Source organism: Edaphosphingomonas laterariae, assembly GCF_900188165.1.
Taxonomy (GTDB): domain Bacteria; phylum Pseudomonadota; class Alphaproteobacteria; order Sphingomonadales; family Sphingomonadaceae; genus Sphingomonas_E; species Sphingomonas_E laterariae.
Window position 1 is genome coordinate 63655 of sequence record NZ_FZOS01000007.1, and the last position, 19409, is coordinate 83063.

Sequence of the window (19409 nt, forward strand, 5' to 3'; positions counted from 1 at the left end):
GGGGGAAGCCGGCATGCGGCCGCAATCGATCATCCTGTTTGAACGGCTGGTATTGGCGACGATCGCGCTCGGCGTGCTGGCGTCGGCGATCAACTGGCAGCGGACGCTGGCGATGATCCAGCAGTTCGGCTTCGGCGCCACCTTCATCGTCGTCGTGCAGGCGTGCAGCGTCGCGCTGATGCTCCTGCTGCTCTATTTCGTGTCGCGGCGCGGCAGCGAGGTGGCGAAGTGGATCTATGTCGTGCTGGTGGTGATCGGGGGGGTCAACACGCTCGCGACGTTCAACACGCTGCTCGCCATGGGGGGCAGCGGTATGATCGCGCCGATCCAGCTGGTGCTGCAATTGATCGCGATCTGGCTGCTGTTCCGGCCCGACAGCGCGGCATGGTTCAGCCGGGACGCCGGATAATATGATCCGCCAGACGCTGGCGGCGCTGCCGCTGGCATTGACACTGCTTCCGTCCATGGCGCTGGCCCAGGCGCGCGATTGCCGCGTGCCGGCGGTGCTGCCGCGCCCGGCGCTGGATGGGCCGACCGCCAGCCAGCCGCGCCGCGCGCTGCCGATCGGCGGCTATACGCTCGCGCTCAGCTGGTCCCCCGAATATTGCCGCACCCGGCTCAACAGCGTGAAGGATCGTTTCCAGTGCGGCGGCGGGGCGGGGCCGCGCTTCGGCTTCGTGCTGCACGGCCTGTGGCCCGATGGCCGGGGCGAACAATGGCCGCAATATTGCCGGCCGGCGGGGCTGCTGCCCGATCGCCTGATCCGCGCGCACCTTTGCACCACCCCGTCGGTGCAGCTGATGCAGCATGAATATGCCAAGCACGGCACCTGCATGAACGTGCCGCCCGACGCTTATTTCAAGACGGCGGCCGGCCTGTTCAACGGACTGCGCTTTCCCGACATGAATCTGCTGTCGCGCCGCCCGACGCTCAATGCCCGCCAGCTGGCCGAGGCGCTGGCGGGGGCGAACAAGGGCATGGACCCGGCGATGTTCAAGATCGCCGTCAACCGGCGGGGCTGGCTGGATGAAGTGCGGCTGTGCCTCGATACCGCGCTCAAGCCGCGCCGCTGCCGGGCGTCGGCACCGGGCGCGCGGGCGGGCGAAACCGTCAGGATCTGGCGCGGCGGGCGCTGACGCCGTCGATCATCGCCGTGCCGGGGTGATGCTTGTCGAGATGGCGCTTGATGATCTTGAGGTTGCGGCTGTTCGACCGATAGACGAAGTCGAACAGGTCGCCGACCACGGGCACCGCGCCGAGCAGCGTATCGACGCCGACATTCGTCGCCATCCGCGCCAGCTGGAATTTGGACATGCCGAGGTTGCGGGCTTCCCAGACCAGCCACGCGCCCATGGCCGCGGTCACGAAATCGCCGATCACCGGAACGAGGCCGACGAGGGAATCGAGCCCGATCGGCCGGTTGATGCCGGGGATGACGAGCAGGCGTTCAAGCATGCCTTCCATCGCCTCGATCCGGCGGCGGACCGATGCGGGGTCGCGTTCCAGCCCGACCTGGCTGGCGAACTCATCGAACTTCGGCGAAACGGCCATCAACATCTCCTCCAACCTGCACGATGTAGGATGCGGCGCGGCGATGTCATCCCTTGCGCGTATCAGCGCCGATCGGCGCGCAGATGGTTCAGCGGGTGGGCGCCGCGCGCATTGTCCTTGAACGCGGTCAGCGACGGGGCGACCAGCGACCATCGCATCGGCATGGCGATCGGGATGAACGCGGTGATCCGGGTCAGCCGCTGATCCGCCTCGGCCAGCACGAGGTTGCGTTCGAGCAGCGTGGGCGCGCCGCGGGCGCGATCGAGCAACTGATCGGCTTCTTCGCTGCACGCGGCCGAACGATCGCAGGTGAATTCGCGCAGATACCAGCTGCCGGTATCGGCCGGCGCCACCAGGTCGATCAGGCGCAGATCGGCATCGGCGCCGGCGGCGACCGCTTCGGCCTCCACGCCGATCTGCCGCCAATCGAGCTGGAGGAGCGTGAACAGGATGCGCGCGCCCGGCCCCTTGGGCAGCGCCACGCGCACCTTTGCCGGTTCCTCGGTGCGTTGCCGCCATTCGGCCACGCCGCGCGCGGCGATCGCGCGGCGCTGGGCGATCGGCGTATCGATCCAGTCGGGCGTGGCGGGGCTGGGCAGATCGGCCAGGCCGGCGGGCACGATGGTGGAGGCGGCCTGCCAGTCCTTCACCGCGAAGGTGCGGACGATCCGGTCCCGATCCACCGCCATGGACAAGGCGCGGCGATTTTCCGCGCTGACCAGAAAGCCCTTCGCATCGGCGATGGCGAGGCCGAACAGCCCGGCGACGGGATCGAAGCGCAGCATATTGGCGGGCAGCCCCGCCGCGCGTGCGACAGCGAGATCGTGGAACCGCCCGCCCAGCACCGCCTGCGCGCGCTTGTCGCGAAATCGCACCACGGCCACCGCCGCGCGTTCGCCGCGCAGGCGCAATTGCTGGCGCTCGATCTCCGCCTCGTCGATCTCGGCATCCTCCGCCGGGGTCTGGTGCGCGATCGGGCCGAGCAGCAGCCAGCCCGGTCCGCGCCCGGCGACGGCCAATGGCCCGGTGCCGCCCTTGCTGCGCGATACCACCAGCGCCATTTCGGGCTGGGCGAGCAATTGCAGCAGCGTCGGGCGCGGGGCCGACAGGCGGATTTCCACCACCTGCGGGGTGACGGCGACGATCTCGTCAATCGCGGTCAACGCCGATTTCAGCGGATTGCGGCTGGCCCGCCCGATCGCCCCGCGCAGCCGGCGGGCGGCGCCTTCGGCATCGATGCCGGCCTCGTCGTCGATGCGGAAGGTATAATACAGCCCGTCGTCGGACACGTCCCAGCGGATCGCGAGGCCGGGTTCGATCTGGCCGCCGGCATCGAAGCGGATCAGCCCCTGCGCGGTCGCGGCGAGCAATGCGGCATCGGCCGGTTGCAGCGGCTTTTCGTTGGGATCGACGATCGTCGGCGGTTCGCCGATCACGCTCACGTCCAGCGGCCCATCGCCGCTATGCTGGGAGCAGGCGGTGGTGGCGAGCAGCAGGGCGAAGGCAAGGCGGCGGATCATCATGGCTTCAATGCCAGCGTGCGGCTGGGGTGGACATTGGCGGGATTGTCGCGCCAGCCGGCGACGCGCGGCGCGACGAGCGCACGGCTGACATAGAAATAAAGCGGGAGCACCGGCGCATCGGCGAGCAGGATCGCTTCGGCCGCGCGCATCTTGCGGGCGCGGCGGGCGGGGTCGGGATCGGCGATCGCGGCGTCATAGGCGGCATCGTAGCGCGGATTGGCATAGCCGGAATAGTTGATTGGCCCGGCGTTCGAACGATGCACCGCAAGGAAGTTCTCCGGCGCGGAAAGGTCGGCGATCCAGCCCGAGCGGGCGATGGCGAAGTCGCCACGGCGCAGCGCCGCGAAATGCAGCGTCGCCTCGCTGTTGAGCAGCCGCGCCTCGACACCGAGCGGGCGCCACATCGCGGCCAGCGCAATCGCCACGCGGCGATGATCGGCATCGCTGTTGAACCGCACGTCGAATGTCAGCGGTTTTTCGGGGCCATAGCCTGCTTCGGCGAGCAAAGCGGCGGCGGCGGCCATCCGCCGTTCTTTGGGCCAGGATGCCCAATCCGGGCGAAAGGCGGGGAGGCCGCCCGTTCCATCCGGCACGATGCCCCAGGCGGGGGGATTGCCCATCGCCATCAAGGGGCCGGCAATCCATTCGCGGTCGGTCGCCAGGCTCAGCGCGCGGCGGATGCGAACGTCGTCGAACGGTGGGCGCCGCGTGTTGAAGCTGAAATAATAGCTGCCTTCATAGGGAGCGACATGCGCGGCGCCGGGCAGCTCGCGGCGGATCCACGCGATCCGGCTCGACGGGAATTCCGATGTCGTATCGGCGGCGCCGGCGCGGAAGATGCGCAATGCGGTCAGGCGATCAGGCACCGGGCGCCATTCGACCGCCGCGATTGCCGGCGGCCCGCCATGCCAGGCGGCATTGGCATCGAGCCGCATGGCATCGTTGAGCGTCCACGCCGTCAACCGATAGGGCCCGGATGTCACCAGCGGCCGCTCCGCCGTCCATTGATCGCCGCGTGCGGCGATGCGGTGGATGGGGATCGCGGCCATGGCGGGGTGGGCCAGCAGCGCGGGCAAGGCGGAAAAGGGATGGCGCAGGTGGACGACCACGCTGTCGCCCTCTGCCACCACCGTCGCGATCGGCGCGAAGGTTGCGGCATGCGGCGCGGCGGTGCGCGGATCGACCAGCCGGCGATGGACGGCGGCGAAGGTGGCGGGCGTGATCGGCGTGCGATCCGAAAAGCGCTGGCCCGCGCGCAGCGGGAAGCGCCAGGTGCGGCCATCGGCCGAAACCGACCAGCCGGTCGCCAGCCCCGGTTCGGGCCGGCCGGCCGCGTCGAACCGCGTCAGCCCCTCGAACAGGTCGGTCGCGACGCGGACCGACGCGATCTCCGATGTCTTGTGCGGATCGAGGCTCTTGGCTTCGGCTTCGGCCAGGCGGATCAGCGTTCCGGCGGGCCGTTGCTGTTCAGCCTTGTCCGGCGAACCGCAGGCGGCGGGCAGCAGCAGTGCAAGGGCGACGAGGCGCCGGGCCATGCGGCCGAACCGATCGCGAAACGAAGTCACCGGCCACGGCCTAGACCAATAGTTGCTCATATTGAAGGCAAGCGCAGGTCGAAATTGGCGACAGGAAGGTCGGGCAGGAAGGCAAACCGGCCCGTAACCGCGAAAAATCAGCAATGAGGGGGATGACAGGATCAAAAAACTCGGGCAGCGGTGCGACAGGATTCAGCAGAAAGGAACAACATGAACAGCACCGATCTCGCCGACGGCATTGCCAAGACCCAGGGCCTCACCAAGGCGCAGGGCAAGGCGATCGTCGATCAGGTTCTGAAGGCGATCACCGACGCGGCCGTCGCCGGCGAGGAAGTGTCGCTGCCGGGCTTCGGCAAGTTCAAGGTTCAGGCCCGTCCGGAGCGCGAAGGCCGCAACCCGCGCACCGGCGAAACGATGAAGATCGCCGCTTCGAAGAAGCTGGGCTTCCAGCCGGCGAAGGCGCTGCGCGACGCGCTGAACGGCTGATCGGCCAGCACGGCTGAACAGATAAGGGCGTCCCGGTTTCGGCCGGGGCGCCCTTTCTTCATTGTCCTTCGGTCAGGAAGAACGCGATCATTCGTGATCGAGGATGAAATCCCGCAGCGCGCGCGCATCGTGCAGCGCATTGTGCGGCACACGGCTGTTCATCGCCGTCGAAAAGCCGGGGCTGCGGCGGAATTCGAACCGCATGCTGCCGACATCGACGATATCGGCCGGGCCGATCAGCAGCAGGCGGCAGAACAGGGCGATATCTTCCGGCCAGTCGGCCAGGATCACCGGATCGCGATCGCCCGCCAGGAAGGCGGCCACTTCATGCGCGGCCGTCACCGGATCGATATGGTTGGCCAGCGACTGCGGCACGCTGTCGAGATAGGGCACCACATTGCGCGCCACCCACGGATGAAGCTGGGCCGGCAGGGGCAGGACCGCATAATATTCCTGATCGCCATATTCGGGCACCAGCGCGAAGCTGATCAGATCGCCGCCAAAGCCGTTGAATTCGGTATCGAGGAAATAGCGCATCAACCCGCCTCCGGCTGCACGGCGGCGCGGGCAAGGCGATGCAGCAATGCCCGGTAGCGGCCAAGTTCGGCGGGATCGGCGGCATCATAAGTGCGTGCGGCGCCGAGCTGGCGGCCGTTGCAGACGTAAAAGAGCGAGCCGCTGGCGACGCCGTTCAAGATTTCCGTGGCCGTTATCGGGCGGAACGCGCCCTCGGCCACGCCGGCCGCGATGATCGCCTCGATATCGCGCAGCGCGGTTTCCGAAAAGCGCACGGGATCGTCGCCACGCGGGCCCACGTCGGCGGTGAGGCGCTGGATGATGCGGGCGGCGGCGGGGCGCGCGACAAGGAAATCGAGCCAGGCATCGAGCAGGCCGAGCAGCCGGGCCATCGGATCGGAAACATTGTCCGTCCGCTCGACCACGAAGGCGTGCATCGACGTGAAGATGTCGGCTTCGACGGCGTCGTACAATTCCTGCTTGCCGGGGAAATGATAGACGATCGACGGGCGGCGGATGCCCACCGCCTGCGCCACATCTTCCAGCCGCGCGGCGGCATAGCCCATTTCGGCGAAGATGGTTTCGGCGGCGTCGAGAATGGCCCGCCGCGTCGCATCGCCGCGCGCCTGCCGAACCGGTGGTTTGCTGACATTCATGCGCCAGCCTTATGCGGCGGGTCCGCACGCGGCAATGGCATCCCGCGTGCGTCGGCTTGAATTCTACCGCCATGTAGGTAAAAAATGATGGGCGCGAAGCGAGCGGAATCCATCCGCCGAAGCGCGCCCCAGGATCGGAGACGGACGCCGCGCCTCGCGGAAAACTGTGCCGATAGAGACAGCCGGCGGCGCGAGCGACATCAAGGCCCGCGCCTCGGCTGAGTAAGATCGTCTGTCCCGCGTCAATGGCTGGCGCATCGGGCAAGGCGGTCATTGCCAATGTTCGGGACGGGCAGCTGATGGGCTGCCGGCCTCCGGGCACCCATTAAGAGGATTTCGTAGAATGACGCTTTCGCCTGCACTCGGTTCGCCCGGAACGCCGGTCATCATCACCGGCGGCGCCTCGGGCATCGGCCTCGCTTCGGCGCAGGCGCTGGCGGCGGTGGGCCGTCCGGTCGCGCTGTGGGACATTAACGGCGCCAAGGCGGCCGATGCGGCTGCCGCGATCACGGCCGAATATGGCGTGGCTGCCGTCGGCGTCGCCGCCGATCTCAGCAAGCTCGATGCGATTGCGCCGGCGCTGGCCGCGACGCGGGCCGCGGTCGGCGCGCCGGGCGGGCTCGTCCACGCGGCCGGCATTGTCGATACCGGCTCGCTCGAAGGCATCACGCCGGAAAGCTGGGAAGCCGGCATCGGCATCCACCTGCGCGCCTTTGCCTTCGTCGCCCAGGCGATCCAGGCCGATCTTGCCGCGCAGCCGGGTTCGGCAATCGTGGCGATCGCGTCGATCAACGCGACGCTCGGCAACGGCATCAACCCGATCTACAGCGCGGCCAAGGGGGGCCTGCTTTCGATCGTCCGCTCGCTCGCCGATCGCCTTGGCCGCGATGGCGTGCGCGTCAATTCGGTCTCGCCCGGCCAGATCATGACGCCGATGATGAAGCCCGCCGTGGACAATCTGCCGCCGCGCTTCTTCGAAAACCGCATCCTGCTCGATCGCATTGGCGATCCCGCCGAAATCGGCCGCGTCGTCCGTTTCCTGCTGTCGAACGAGGCCAGCTACATCACCGCGTCGGAGATCGTCGTCGACGGCGGCAACATCTCGTCGCAGCGCACCTGAGACGCAAACATCTACGAGAAGGAAGAGGAGAGGGAATGACCGATCGTGACATGACGGGCCGGCGCTGGCTGCCCGTTGCCGCCGGGGCGGCGCTGGCCGCCGCCTTGCCGCTGCTGGCGGGCTGCGCCACGGCCCCGGCGGGCGATATTGCTGCCGCCAGCCAGCGGCAGGACGGCGTCATTCCCTTCGCCTCCGTCACCGCCGCGCGGGACGACGGAACGGGCGATTATCTGCTCAACTGGGTCGCGCCGGATGCCGGGCGGGTGACCGTCTATGCCGGCCATGATCCGGCGGCGATCGGGCGCGATCACGCCGTGGGGGCGGGCGATGCCGTCGGCTCGATCCGCGTCAGCGGGCTCGCACCGGGCAAGCGCTGGTTCTTCGCATTGGTGCCCGAGCGCGGGGCGCCGCTGGTGATCGCCGATCGCGGGCTCCATCTGCCCAGCGTCCACAATCTGCGCGATATCGGCGGTTATCGCACCAGCGATGGCCGTTGGGTGAAGATGGGGTTGATCTATCGTTCCGATCAGCTCGACAAGGTCAGCGAAGCCGATCTGGCGGCGATGGGCGATCTCGGCATCCGGCTCGTCGCCGATCTGCGCACCGAAAGCGAACGCCAGCGCGAACCCGATCGCCTTCCGGCCGGGGCGGAGCCGCTCGTCCTCGATGTCGCGGCGGACAGCCAGGGCTCGCTCGGCGGCGATATGCGCAAGGCGATGGCGGCGATCACCGCCGGCAAGGGCGCGGAGATGCTGACCGAGGCCAATCGCGATTTCGTGTCGCTGGGCAGTGCCAAGACCGCTTATCGCACGCTGCTTGACCGCCTCGACGCGCCGGATGCGGGGCCGACGCTCTACCATTGCACGGCGGGCAAGGATCGCACGGGTTGGGCGACCGCCGTGATCCTGACGCTGCTGGGCGTGCCGCGTGAAACGGTGATGGCGGATTATCTGGCCAGCAATGATTATCTGCGCGCCAAGAATGAGAAGGCGATCGCGGGCATGGCCAAGATGGGGCTTTCGGTGCCGCGCGAAAATCTGGAGCCGGTGCTGGGTGTCCGCGCCGAATATCTGCAGGCGGCCTTTGACGAGGTCGACAAGCGTTTTGGCTCGTTCGACGCCTATCTGAAGCAGGGGCTGGGCCTTGGCGATGCCGAGATCGAGGCGCTGCGCACGCGCTATCTGGCCGGTCGGCCGGCTTAACGTCATTGCGAAGGGCAGGGTGGTCCGGGTGATGCCCGGGTCGCCCTGCTATGGCGTGGCACGTTGCTGTGGCCGTCATTCCGTGCCCTGCGCGCGCCGTGCGGCGGCTGGGCCCGGATGATGGTGCGGACGGCGGGACTCGAACCCGCACTTTCAAAGAAAAGCAGATTTTCGCACCACTTCGGCTTTCGCCGCCGTGCATCCGCCGGGAAGGCCGATGGCACGTTCGTGGTCCGGACTGTCCCTTCGCCATGGCCCAAGGGCCGAAGGCGCCGCCCGTCCAGTCTCTACACCTTCCCGTCCTTTTCAGGCCGGGCTTGGCTCGGGATTGGCATGGCGCGTCATCCGCGCCTTAGCTTTCCCCGAATTTGAGCGGTTCTACGCCGCGGGTTTCCCCGTGGGCACCCAAATTTGTCTAAGTCTGCTGCGTCTACCGATTTCGCCACGTCCGCATGGACCCCGATCCGTTCAGGCTAGGCGCCCGACGCGGAAAGCAGGGTTTCCACCATTGAGTAGAGCCTGATCCGCGATCTTGGCTGAAGCGCGAACGCTTCCGCCGCCACCGATCAGGCTCTGCACCCAAAGGCCGCAAGCCGCGCCCGCGGTCAAGCAGGAAAAATCGCGCGCCTAGACATTCAGGCGCGCGCGCATCTCCTTGCCGGGCTTGAAATAGGGCACGCGCTTGGCGGCGACGTCCACGGATTCCCCGGTGCGCGGGTTGCGGCCGGTGCGCGCGACGCGCGCCCGTGTCGAAAATGCACCGAAGCCTCGCAGTTCGACGCGGCCATCTTCCCGCAGTCGTTCGCTGATTTCATCGAAGAAGACGCCGACAATGCGTTCGACTTCGTTGAGCGAGAGGCCGGGATTGTCCTTGGCAAGCATTTGTACGAGTTCCGATCTGATCATGGGCCCTCCCCCTGATATGCTGCGTTCGACGAACGTTGCGGCTGCGGTTCATTGCCCCTGATCGGCCGAGGACCCCCACGGTCGTTCGGTGTCGCAAGGGATGTCTGCGATACGCAACGGATCGGCAATCCGACGTCGCCGATCATCGCCAATATGCAACAAAACGAGGGCGAAAGCGACGCGCCAGTTGCGGAAAAGCCGGCTCTGACATAGCCAATTGTCCCATCTTTGGATGGTGGGAGAATTAGATGCCGGTTCGGAAAATGCTTTTGGCCGGCGCGCTGCTTGCGCTTGCGAATCAGGCCCATGCCGCGCCGTTGCCCAAGCCCGCCTCCTTCGCCACCTGCAGCGTGTGCCACAAGGTGCAGCCGGGCGTGCCTTCGGCCATGGGCCCCAATCTATGGGGCGTGGCGGGGCGCAAGGCCGGCACGCTGCCGGGCTATGCCTTTACGCCGGCTATGAAAAAATATGGCCAGCCGTGGACCAAGGCCAATCTGGTCGCCTTCCTGACGGCGCCTGCCAAGGTCGTTCCGGGCAACAAGATGGCCTATGCCGGCCAGCGCGATCCCAAGGCGGCCGAGGCTCTCGCGGATTATCTGCTGTCGCTGAAATAAGACGACAAGACGGTGGCGGCCGGGGGGTGATCGCCGCCGGTCGCGCATAAGAAAAAAGGGCGCGGACCTTGTGGTCCGCGCCCTTCTTTTCTTGGCTCAAGGCCGAAGCGATTACTCGCCGCGCGCCTTGTTCAGCGCCGCGCCGAGGATGTCGCCCAGCGACGCGCCCGAGTCGGACGAGCCATACTGCGCCACGGCCTGCTTCTCTTCGGCGATCTGCATCGCCTTGATCGAGAAGGTCGGCTTCTTCGAACGATCGAAGCCGGTGACCATCGCGTCGAACTTCTGGCCGACCTGGAAACGCTCCGGACGCTGCTCGTCACGGTCGCGGCCGAGATCGCCACGCTTGATGAAGCCAACGGCGCCATCATCGCCCGCCTGCACGTCGAGGCCCGCATCGCCGACCGAGAGGACGGTGACGGTGATGACCGCGTTCTTGTTCAGCTTGTCGCCGCCCGTCGCGACGACGCCGCCACGCTCGAGCTGCTTCATGCCGAGCGAGATGCGCTCCTTTTCGGCGTCGATGTCGAGCACGACGGCCTGAACCGTCTCGCCCTTGTGGTGCAGCGCCAGGGCTTCCTCGCCCGAAACGCCCCAGGCGATGTCCGACATGTGAACCATGCCGTCGACGTCGCCGTCCAGGCCGATGAACAGGCCGAACTCGGTCGCGTTCTTGACTTCGCCCTCGACGGTCGAGCCAACCGGGTGCTTCTCGGCGAAGGCTTCCCACGGATTGCTGATCGCCTGCTTCAGGCCCAGCGAGATACGACGCTTGTCGGCATCGACCTCGAGGATCACGACGTCCACTTCCTGCGAGGTGGAGACGATCTTGCCCGGGTGGACGTTCTTCTTGGTCCAGCTCATTTCCGAAACGTGGACCAGGCCTTCGATGCCCGGCTCGAGCTCGACGAACGCACCATATTCGGTGATGTTGGTCACGCGGCCCGAGAACTTCGCACCGATCGGGTACTTGGCGGCGGCGCCTTCCCACGGATCGCTCTCGAGCTGCTTCATGCCGAGCGAGATGCGCTGGGTGTCACGGTTGATGCGGATGATCTGCACCTTTACCGTGTCGCCGATGTTGATCATTTCGCTCGGGTGGCCGACGCGCTTGTAGCTGAGGTCGGTGACGTGCAGCAGGCCGTCGATGCCGCCGAGATCAACGAACGCACCATAATCGGTGATGTTCTTGACGACGCCTTCGATCACCTGGCCTTCGGCCAGCGACTGGATCAGGCCCGTGCGCTGTTCGGCGCGGGTTTCTTCCAGAACGGCGCGACGCGACACGACGATGTTGCCGCGGCGACGATCCATCTTGAGGATCTGGAACGGCTGCGGAATGTCCATGAGCGGGGTGACATCGCGCACCGGGCGGATGTCGACCTGGCTGCCCGGAAGGAAGGCCACGGCGCCGTTGAGGTCGACGGTGAAGCCGCCCTTGACGCGGCCGAAGATGACGCCTTCGACGCGGGTCGACTGGCCGAATTCGGCTTCGAGCTTGTCCCACGCGGCTTCGCGGCGGGCGCGGTCGCGCGACAGCATCGCTTCGCCGTGCGAATTTTCGACGCGGTCGACATAGACTTCGACTTCGTCACCGACCTGCAGTTCGGCCTTCTGGCCGGGCGCCGGCGCGAATTCGCGCAGCGCGACGCGGCCTTCCGACTTCAGACCGACGTCGATGACGGCCATGTCGTTTTCGATCGCGGTGACGGTGCCCTTGACGACGCGGCCCTCGAAGCCCTGTTCGTCGCCGAGCGTCTGGCTGAGAAGAGCCGCGAAATCATCGCGGGTAGGATTTGCCGTAGTGGCCATATACTTGCTTCCTGACTGACGGTTGCCGGCCATCCGGTTGTTTCCGGAGGTCTTGAGCCTGTTCGATCGGGGATGAAACGCCGCGCGCTCCAACCCAAAGCGGCAAGCAGGCTCTCGTCATAAATGAAACCGGGTTTCGCGCCGCAGGCCCCATGCCTGAAGCGATCCCGGTCGTGGCCGAACCGCCACATGGGCCCCATGCCCATGCAGCATCTTTCGAACGACGGATTCGCGGAAAGCCAAAAGGACGCAACAGGGCCGCCGGCATCGTCTGCCGGGTGCCCCCTTGCGCCTTACGGGTTGGCCTGGCGGCGGTTCCCGATCTGGGCGTCCACGAGCGAAATCGCCCGATCGACGGCCGCGTCTATATCCATATAGCTGGTATCCAGCAAGGCGGCATCGTCGGCAGGGCGCAGCGGCGCGGTCGCCCGCGTCGTATCCCGCAGATCGCGCGCGCGAATATCGGCGAGCACCTTGTCGAAGCTGATTTCGTGGCCCAGCCCGACCAGTTCGTCATGCCGGCGACGCGCGCGCACCGTGGGCGTCGCCTTCACATAGAGCTTGGCGTCGGCATGGGGGGCGATCACCGTGCCGATGTCGCGCCCGTCGAGCACCGCGCCACCCGGCCGCGCGGCGAAGGCGCGTTGCCGGTCGATCAGGGCGGCGCGCACGGCGGGAATCGCGGAAACCTTGGATGCGGCGGCGCCGGCCGCCTCGGTCTTCAACTCGCGATCGTCGAGCAGGGCATCATCGAAGGCGCAGGCAGCCAGCGCGTCCGCTTCCTTTTCGGGATCGCCGCCGGCGCGCAGCACCTGCAGGCCGACCGCGCGATAGAGCAGGCCGGTATCGAGGCAGGGCAGGCCGTAATGCGCGGCGAGCGCGCGGGCGATGGTGCCCTTGCCCGATGCGGCGGGGCCGTCGACGGCGATGATCATTATGCGTCGCTCCCCGCCAGCCAGTTGCGCAGCGCCGCGCAATAGACTTCGGGCTGGTCCGATTGGGTGCGATGGGCGGCGCCCGCGATGATTTCCAGTGCGGCGCCGGGGGTAGCCGCGGTCAGCCGGCGGGCAGTGGTAGGTGTCACTTCGTCTGAATCGCCTATCAGGAACAATGTGGGCACGGCGATGCGCTTGAGCAGCGGCTCGCCGTCATAATCGGCCAGCGTGCCGGTCGCGCGGAACTCGTTCGGCCCCCACATCGCGTTGTAGATATTTTCCGCGAGCTTCAGCCCGTGCGCCTTTTCATAGGCGGCGGCCCAGGCGGGAAGCGGCTTCAACCGCCAGAAGCGCCGGTAGAAGGCATCCACCGCCGCATCGCATTCGAGCTTGCTGGGCGGCTTGGGGCCTTCGCATGCGTCAAGCACCGCCTGCACATGTTCGGGCAGCTGGCCGCGCAGCGTGGCGGCATCGTCCATCCACGCGCGGGTCGAAATCAGCGGTCCTTGCAGGACGAGGCTGGCCAGTTCCTTCGGCTGACGCGCGGCATATTCCAGCGCGACGGTGCCGCCCCAGCTATGGCCCAGCACATGCCAGCGAGGCACGCCGAGTGCGGCGCGAATCGCCTCCAGTTCGTCGACGAAGCGCGGCACCGTCCAGTTGGCGGGCTGGCCCGGCTTGTCGGAAAGCCCGCAATCGAGCTGATCGTAGAGGATGACGGCGCGATCGGCGGCGAGCGGCAGCGCGGGCAGGAAGGCGCCGTGCGATCCGCCCGGGCCGCCATGGATCATCACCAGTGGCGGGCGCGGGCCTGCGAGATCGCCGTTGATCCGCACATAAGCGCGGCCGCCCGGCACCGGCACCATCTGTTCCCGCTCGGCGCGAACATCCGGCGTGGTGGTGGCCAGCGCGCTGGTGCTGGCAGTCAGCATGGCGGCGCCGGCGGATGCCAGCGTGGTCCTGCGATCCATCTTCATGTCCGGCCTGTTATGCTTCGACGGGCCGGCTTTCGGCCCCCAAAGAGGCTAGCATGGCGGCGAAACCCGGGAAACTGGTCGCAACCGGGCTCATGTCGTCGATGATGACGGGATCTTTCGAAACCAGCCCGGCGACGGCAAAGCTCATCGCGATGCGATGGTCGAGATGCGCGGCCACGGTCGCGCCGCCGGCCAGCGGCGTGCCGCCGGTGCCGTCGATGATCAGGCCGTCTTCCAATTCCTCGACACGGGCGCCGATCGCGCGCAGCCCTTCGGCCATCACCGCGATCCGATCCGATTCCTTGACGCGCAGTTCCTCCAGCCCGCGCATCACCGTGCGGCCTTCGGCAAAGGCGGCAGCGACGAACAGGATCGGGAATTCGTCCACCATGCTCGGCACGATCGCCGGCGGCACTTCGATGCCGCGCAGCGTGGAATGGCGGACGACGAGATCGGCGACGGGTTCGCCACCCACGACGCGCTCGTCGGTGAAGCGGATGTCGCCGCCCATCGCGCGCAGCACTTCATACAGGCCGGCGCGGGTGGGGTTGAGGCCGACATTCTCGACCGTCACGTCCGATCCCGGCACCAGCAGTGCCGCGACGACGGGGAAGGCGGCGGACGAAGGATCGCCCGGCACGGTGATCGCCTGCGGCTTCAGTTCCGCTTCGCCATGGATGGAAATCGTCCGCGTCCCGTCGGCCGCTTCCTCGACCGTCAGGTTCGCGCCGAAGCCGCGCAGCATCCGTTCGCTATGGTCGCGGGTCGGCACGGGTTCGATGACGCGGGTGATGCCGGGCGCGTTGAGGCCGGCGAGCAGGATCGCCGATTTCACCTGGGCCGATGCCACCGGCAGGCGATATTCGATCGGCACGGCCGGGCAGATCCCGCGCATGGTGAGCGGCAGGCGCCCGCCCGGACTGGTCGTGAATTCGGCGCCCATCAGGCCCAGCGGATCGGTGACGCGACCCATCGGCCGCTTCGACAGCGATGCATCGCCGACAAAGGTGGCGGTGATCGGGTGGCTGGCGATCAGCCCCATCAGCAGGCGCGTCGACGTGCCCGAATTGCCCATGTCGAGCGCGGTCTGCGGTTGCAGCAGCCCGCCCACGCCGACGCCATGGATGCGCCAGCGGCCATCGTCGCCACGGGTGATCGTGGCGCCCATCGCCCGCATCGCGGCGGCCGTGGCAAGCACGTCCTCGCCCTCCAGCAGCCCTTCGACCACGCTTTCGCCCACCGCCAGCGCCGACAGCATCAGCGAACGGTGCGAGATCGATTTGTCGCCGGGAACGCGCACGCGGCCGGCAAGCGGCGCGGGCGCGGAGAAGGCGACGGACAGGGGCGAGGAGGGGGAGCTATGGGCGTTCATTGGACGCGGCTTTTGACAGCGGCCCCCCGCTATGGCAAGGCGCCCGGCGTTTCGCTCTCGCACCGATGGTTCGGGGGTCTTTATCCAATTCCTTTCCATGGAGTCTCATAGCCGTGGTGAAACCTGAATGGGGCACCAAGCGGACCTGCCCGAAATGCGGCACCCGCTTTTACGATCTTGGCAAGGAAGATCCCGTCACCTGCATCGAATGCGGCACGGCGTGGGAACCCGATCCCATCCTGAAGTCGAAGCAGCCGCTGCCGTTCGACGCGCCCAAGAAGACGGATGACGACAACAAGCCCGATGCGGATCTGTCCGACGACGATCTGGACATCGATGAGGATGCCGAACCGAGCCCCGACGACGATGTCGATCTGGGCGGCGACGACGATATCGGCGTTGCGACGGGCGGGGATGACGACGAGAATTAAAAAAATTCGGTTCGACGAAAAATCATCTTGCAGGGGGAGGCGAACCCGCCTAGTGGAGCGCCTCCCCGCCGGGCCCAACCGGCGGAAAAAATGGAAAACGGGGCCGTAGCTCAGCTGGGAGAGCGTCGCAATGGCATTGCGAAGGTCAGGGGTTCGATCCCCCTCGGCTCCACCATTTTCCTAATCAGCTCGCCCCCTTGCGCTTGCATGTGACGGGCGGCATATCCCCACGATCTGATCGCTAACGCCATAGGCGGACACCTTCGCAGAGGGCGATTTTCATCGCCGCTGGGCGCGGTGTCGCGCGTCTTTCCGATCACGCGCCTTCGCTGGCGCTTGGCTGCCGGCGCATGGGCGCCGCGCCCGGTGCCTTATGATGCGGGGTGGGTGCCAGGGCGCAGGAACGCGAACATGTGGGCGACATAATCGGCCTTGCCCAGTTCCACGCCTTGCGCGCGCAGGATCGCGTAGGCCGCCATCACATGGAAGTAGAATTGCGGCAGCGCCCAGTCGCGCACATATTGCCCGGCGGTAAGATCGAACACCATGCCTTGCGGCAAGGCGTGCGCGACCGGGCTCTCCGGGGGCAGGGTCGGCGCATTCGCCGCGGCTTCCACCATCGCCACCGTCTCGGCAATTCTGGCCCGCGCATCCGCGATCGAGCCTGGGGCTTCCGCAGCGTTGCGGCCCTCGTTCAGCAGCGTCTCGATCGACGGGGGGAGGGGCTCGCCGCGCAGGCGGGACACGCCTTCCTGTGCCTGAACGCAGGCGAAGCGGATCTGGGTGGACAGCGGGAACATATCGGCGGCCAGCCGCGCGCTGAGCAGCGCATCCGCGGCACCGCCCGGCTTCTGCGCCTCCGCCTTGTCGAGCCAGGACGATAGCGCGCCCAGCATCTGCACATAGGTCGGCCAAAGAACATCCGGCAGTGTCATGCTGATCCGCTTTCCGTATCGGGGGGTGGTTCGGCGCAATTTCTCCCGCCCGCGCCTTCGCCGGGTCGAGGCCCCGGCCGAAGCCGGAGCCCATCCATCCCGGTCCGCGCGGCGTCAGGCCGGCGGGAACAGCACGCAGAGCTTGTTGCCAGCCGGATCGCGCAGATAAGCGAGGTAGAGCGGGCCCATCGCGGACTCGCGATAGCCGGGCGCATCCTCGCAACTCGTGCCGCCATTGGCCACGCCGGCCGCGTGCCACGCATCCGCCTGCTCGGGCGATGCGGCGCGGAAGCCGATCGTGCCGCCATTGGCGTGGGTCGCGGGCTCGCCGTCGATCGGCTTGGTGATCATGAACATCGCATTGTCGTGCATGTAGATCACACGGCCCTTGTCATCCGCGAAGCCCGGCTTGGCGCCCAGCGCGCCGAGCACCGCGTCGTAGAAGGTCTTGGATTTGGCGACGTCGTGCGCGCCAACCATCACATGGGTAAACATCGGCATCCTCTCCTTATTTTTATCAGAAAACCACGACCGAGCGGATCGACTTGCCTTCGTGCATCAGCTCGAAGCCCTTGTTGATCTCCTCCAGGCTCAGCACATGGGTGATCATCGGGTCGATCTCGATCTTGCCGTTCATGTACCAGTCGACGATCTTGGGCACGTCCGTCCGGCCCTTGGCGCCGCCGAACGCGGTGCCCTTCCACACCCGGCCGGTGACGAGCTGGAAGGGGCGGGTGGAGATTTCCTTGCCGGCTTCGGCCACGCCGATGATGATCGATTCACCCCAGCCGCGATGGCAGCATTCCAGCGCGGTGCGCATCACTTCGGTGTTGCCGGTCGCGTCGAAGCTGTAATCGGCGCCGCCATCGGTGACTTCGAGGATCTTCGCCACGGTTTCTTCGCGCGAAAGGCCCTTGGTGTTGATGAAATGGGTCATGCCGAACTTGCGGCCCCATTCCTCGCGATCGGCGTTGATGTCGATCCCGATGATCTTGTCGGCGCCGACCATCTTGGCGCCCTGGATGACGTTGAGGCCGATGCCGCCCAGGCCGAAGACGACGACATTCTCGCCCGCCTGCACCTTGGCGGTGTTGACCACCGCGCCGACGCCCGTCGTCACGCCGCAGCCGATATAGCAGCTCGTCTGGAAGGGCGCGTCCTCGCGGATCTTCGCCACCGCGATCTCGGGCAGCACCGTGAAGTTCGAGAAGGTGGAACAGCCCATATAATGGTAGATCGGCTGGCCCTTATAGCTGAAGCGCGTCGTGCCGTCGGGCATCAGCCCCTTGCCCTGCGTCGCGCGGATCGCGGTGCACAGGTTGGTCTTGCCCGAAAGGCAGCTTTTGCACTGGCGGCATTCGGGGGTGTAGAGCGGGATGACATGATCGCCCGGCTTCACCGAAGTCACGCCCGCGCCCACCTCGCGCACGATGCCCGCGCCTTCATGGCCCAGCACGCTGGGGAAGATGCCTTCGCTGTCGAACCCGTCGAGCGTGTAGGCATCGGTGTGGCAGATGCCTGTCGCCATGATTTCGACCAGCACTTCGCCGGCCTTCGGGCCTTCGAGATCGAGTTCGACGATTTCGAGCGGCTTCTTGGCTTCGAACGCGACGGCGGCGCGGGTCTTCATGGAACGGACTCCCGGAATGGATCTTTGCCAGAGGCATATTGCCTCGCGCGGGCTGCGGCCAGCATCATTTCGCCGTCATTCCGCATGATCGCGCGGGCCTGCATCCTTTCCGGGCCTCGCTTCGTTGTGTTGCTTCCACCCAGCCAAGGCGGAGGAGCGGACATGAGCATCTTCGGATCGATCAAGCGCGCGATTTTCGGTGACAAGGGCCCCCTCGGCGGCCAGTTCAGCGGGCATAAGGAAGAAACCGCAGCCGCGCCGGCGGCGCCCAAGCCAGCAGCGGCGCCCGCGCAACCCGCGCCCGCACCGGCGGCGCCGGTGGATGTGGAGGCAATCCTGACCGCCAAGGCCGCAGCCGCCGGGCGGCCGAGCAACTGGCGCACCTCGATCGTCGATCTGTTGACGCTCCTCGGGCTCGATTCCAGCCTTGCCGCGCGCAAGGAACTGGCAGGCGAACTCAATGTCCGCGCCGGGGCCGATGGCAGCGCCGAACAGAATATCGCGCTCCACAAGGCGGTGATGAAGGCGCTGGCGGAAAATGGCGGCAAGGTGCCGGCCGAACTGATGGATTGATCGCCGGTGCCGCCGGCGGCCGCGTGATCAGCGCAGCGTCATCCGGTCGTCGGCGATCCGCACCGATCCGATCCGCGACAGGAAGGACTGGCCGAGCAGCGACACGTCCAGCCCGTTGCCGATGATCGCGCCGCGCACCCTGGTCGCTTCCAGATGGCCCAGGCTGATCCGGTCGATCGTCACATTCTTGCCGCGCACATCGCCGGATGCCCCGCGACCGATGACGCTGAACTCGCTCGTCGAGAAAGCGAGGCCGACATGGCGCGCATCCTCCTCGGTCAAAGCGACGGTGGTCGCGCCGGTGTCGACCAGGAAGCGGACCAACTGGCCGTTGATCGTCGCGTCGGCATAATAATGGCCGTCGGGTTTCCGCTCGATCACGATTTCGCGGCCGCCATAGCCGCTGGTCGCGGATGGCGGCGGCGATGGCGCGTGCGCGATCGTCGGCGCCATCTTGGCCGCGCTGACCTCGGTCGCCGGGCGCGGTTTGGGTGTATCGGTGGGCGCGGGGCCGCCCGCCATCAGCCAGCCGCCAATGGCGCCGGCGGCAATGGTTGCGATCAGCAGGCGTGCGAACATGCCTCACTCATAAAGCGCAAGTGCTTCGGCGCGGTTAGGCCATGTGGTAAACAGCG

Annotated in this window: 22 protein-coding genes and 1 tRNA gene; 9 read left to right on the forward strand and 14 right to left on the reverse strand. The window is 66.9% G+C overall.

Annotated elements, in window-relative coordinates:
* The first annotated feature begins 13 nt into the window (after positions 1–13).
* Positions 14–409, forward strand: coding sequence for a hypothetical protein (locus tag CHB74_RS08410; RefSeq protein WP_089219185.1), 396 nt, complete (start codon positions 14–16; stop codon positions 407–409).
* A 1-nt stretch (position 410) separates the two neighbouring features.
* On the forward strand, positions 411–1136 hold the full coding sequence (locus tag CHB74_RS08415; protein WP_089219186.1) for a ribonuclease T2 family protein: 726 nt from the start codon (positions 411–413) through the stop codon (positions 1134–1136).
* On the opposite strand, the gene CHB74_RS08420 is transcribed toward CHB74_RS08415, so the two are convergent.
* From CHB74_RS08420 to CHB74_RS08430, 3 genes are all read right to left on the reverse strand, one after another.
* Complete coding sequence (locus tag CHB74_RS08420) at positions 1111–1551, reverse strand: DUF4112 domain-containing protein (protein WP_089219299.1); 441 nt, start codon at positions 1549–1551, stop codon at positions 1111–1113. The two genes, CHB74_RS08415 and CHB74_RS08420, sit on opposite strands and share 26 nt — an antisense overlap.
* Positions 1552–1613: 62 nt before the next feature.
* Positions 1614–3071: an ABC transporter substrate-binding protein gene (locus tag CHB74_RS08425; RefSeq protein WP_245842744.1), complete on the reverse strand. Its 1458-nt coding sequence runs from the start codon at positions 3069–3071 to the stop codon at positions 1614–1616.
* The gene (locus tag CHB74_RS08430; RefSeq protein WP_245842746.1) at positions 3071–4609 is read right to left on the reverse strand and encodes a peptide ABC transporter substrate-binding protein; all 1539 of its coding nucleotides are present in this window, start codon (positions 4607–4609) and stop codon (positions 3071–3073) included. The genes CHB74_RS08425 and CHB74_RS08430 overlap by 1 nt, the downstream gene beginning before the upstream one ends.
* 180 nt (positions 4610–4789) lie before the next feature.
* Here CHB74_RS08430 and CHB74_RS08435 point away from each other — a divergent pair, with 180 nt between their 5' ends.
* A complete protein-coding gene (locus CHB74_RS08435; protein WP_281253528.1) occupies positions 4790–5095 on the forward strand; it encodes an HU family DNA-binding protein in 306 nt (101 codons plus the stop codon).
* A gap of 87 nt (positions 5096–5182) precedes the next feature.
* On the opposite strand, the gene CHB74_RS08440 is transcribed toward CHB74_RS08435, so the two are convergent.
* Positions 5183–5632, reverse strand: coding sequence for a hypothetical protein (locus tag CHB74_RS08440; RefSeq protein ID WP_089219190.1), 450 nt, complete (start codon positions 5630–5632; stop codon positions 5183–5185).
* Positions 5632–6267, reverse strand: coding sequence for a TetR/AcrR family transcriptional regulator (locus tag CHB74_RS08445; protein WP_089219191.1), 636 nt, complete (start codon positions 6265–6267; stop codon positions 5632–5634). Before CHB74_RS08445 ends, CHB74_RS08440 begins: the two co-directional genes overlap by 1 nt.
* 343 nt (positions 6268–6610) lie before the next feature.
* On the opposite strand from CHB74_RS08445, the gene CHB74_RS08450 reads away from it, so the two are divergent.
* Both CHB74_RS08450 and CHB74_RS08455 read left to right on the forward strand, forming a co-directional pair.
* Entirely contained in the window at positions 6611–7387 is a 777-nt protein-coding gene (locus tag CHB74_RS08450; RefSeq protein WP_089219192.1) for an SDR family NAD(P)-dependent oxidoreductase, read from the forward strand.
* Positions 7388–7422: 35 nt separating this feature from the next.
* Positions 7423–8589, forward strand: a complete 1167-nt coding sequence (locus CHB74_RS08455) for a tyrosine-protein phosphatase (RefSeq protein ID WP_089219193.1) — start codon at positions 7423–7425, stop codon at positions 8587–8589.
* A 627-nt stretch (positions 8590–9216) separates the two neighbouring features.
* Here CHB74_RS08455 and CHB74_RS08460 read toward each other — a convergent pair.
* Positions 9217–9495 (reverse strand): integration host factor subunit beta, encoded by a 279-nt coding sequence (locus CHB74_RS08460; protein ID WP_089219194.1) that lies wholly within the window; start codon positions 9493–9495, stop codon positions 9217–9219.
* A gap of 248 nt (positions 9496–9743) precedes the next feature.
* Here CHB74_RS08460 and CHB74_RS08465 point away from each other — a divergent pair, with 248 nt between their 5' ends.
* Entirely contained in the window at positions 9744–10109 is a 366-nt protein-coding gene (locus CHB74_RS08465) for a c-type cytochrome (RefSeq protein ID WP_089219195.1), read from the forward strand.
* Between the two features lie 111 nt (positions 10110–10220).
* Here CHB74_RS08465 and rpsA read toward each other — a convergent pair whose 3' ends face one another.
* The 4 genes from rpsA to aroA form a co-directional block, all read right to left on the reverse strand.
* Positions 10221–11921, reverse strand: a complete 1701-nt coding sequence (gene rpsA / locus CHB74_RS08470; RefSeq protein WP_089219196.1) for a 30S ribosomal protein S1 — start codon at positions 11919–11921, stop codon at positions 10221–10223.
* A 293-nt stretch (positions 11922–12214) separates the two neighbouring features.
* Positions 12215–12856 (reverse strand): (d)CMP kinase, encoded by a 642-nt coding sequence (gene cmk / locus CHB74_RS08475; RefSeq protein WP_089219197.1) that lies wholly within the window; start codon positions 12854–12856, stop codon positions 12215–12217.
* Complete coding sequence (locus CHB74_RS08480) at positions 12856–13827, reverse strand: proline iminopeptidase-family hydrolase (RefSeq protein WP_245842748.1); 972 nt, start codon at positions 13825–13827, stop codon at positions 12856–12858. The genes cmk and CHB74_RS08480 overlap by 1 nt, the downstream gene beginning before the upstream one ends.
* Before the next feature lie 16 nt (positions 13828–13843).
* A complete protein-coding gene (gene aroA / locus CHB74_RS08485) occupies positions 13844–15205 on the reverse strand; it encodes a 3-phosphoshikimate 1-carboxyvinyltransferase (protein ID WP_089219199.1) in 1362 nt (453 codons plus the stop codon).
* Positions 15206–15318: 113 nt separating this feature from the next.
* Between aroA and CHB74_RS08490 the strand changes: the two genes are divergently transcribed.
* Positions 15319–15636 (forward strand): FYDLN acid domain-containing protein, encoded by a 318-nt coding sequence (locus CHB74_RS08490; RefSeq protein ID WP_089219200.1) that lies wholly within the window; start codon positions 15319–15321, stop codon positions 15634–15636.
* A gap of 99 nt (positions 15637–15735) precedes the next feature.
* Positions 15736–15811 (forward strand) — tRNA-Ala (locus tag CHB74_RS08495).
* A gap of 196 nt (positions 15812–16007) precedes the next feature.
* Here CHB74_RS08495 and CHB74_RS08500 read toward each other — a convergent pair.
* From CHB74_RS08500 to CHB74_RS08510, 3 genes are all read right to left on the reverse strand, one after another.
* Entirely contained in the window at positions 16008–16571 is a 564-nt protein-coding gene (locus CHB74_RS08500; protein WP_089219201.1) for a DUF1993 domain-containing protein, read from the reverse strand.
* Positions 16572–16685: 114 nt separating this feature from the next.
* Entirely contained in the window at positions 16686–17066 is a 381-nt protein-coding gene (locus CHB74_RS08505; RefSeq protein WP_089219300.1) for a VOC family protein, read from the reverse strand.
* A gap of 22 nt (positions 17067–17088) precedes the next feature.
* On the reverse strand, positions 17089–18201 hold the full coding sequence (locus CHB74_RS08510; protein ID WP_089219202.1) for an S-(hydroxymethyl)glutathione dehydrogenase/class III alcohol dehydrogenase: 1113 nt from the start codon (positions 18199–18201) through the stop codon (positions 17089–17091).
* Between the two features lie 162 nt (positions 18202–18363).
* Here CHB74_RS08510 and CHB74_RS08515 point away from each other — a divergent pair, with 162 nt between their 5' ends.
* A complete protein-coding gene (locus CHB74_RS08515) occupies positions 18364–18774 on the forward strand; it encodes a DUF3597 domain-containing protein (RefSeq protein ID WP_089219203.1) in 411 nt (136 codons plus the stop codon).
* A 27-nt stretch (positions 18775–18801) separates the two neighbouring features.
* Here the strand turns inward: CHB74_RS08515 and CHB74_RS08520 are convergent, their stop codons facing one another.
* Positions 18802–19353, reverse strand: a complete 552-nt coding sequence (locus CHB74_RS08520; RefSeq protein ID WP_089219204.1) for a retropepsin-like aspartic protease family protein — start codon at positions 19351–19353, stop codon at positions 18802–18804.
* Between the last annotated feature and the right edge of the window lie 56 nt (positions 19354–19409).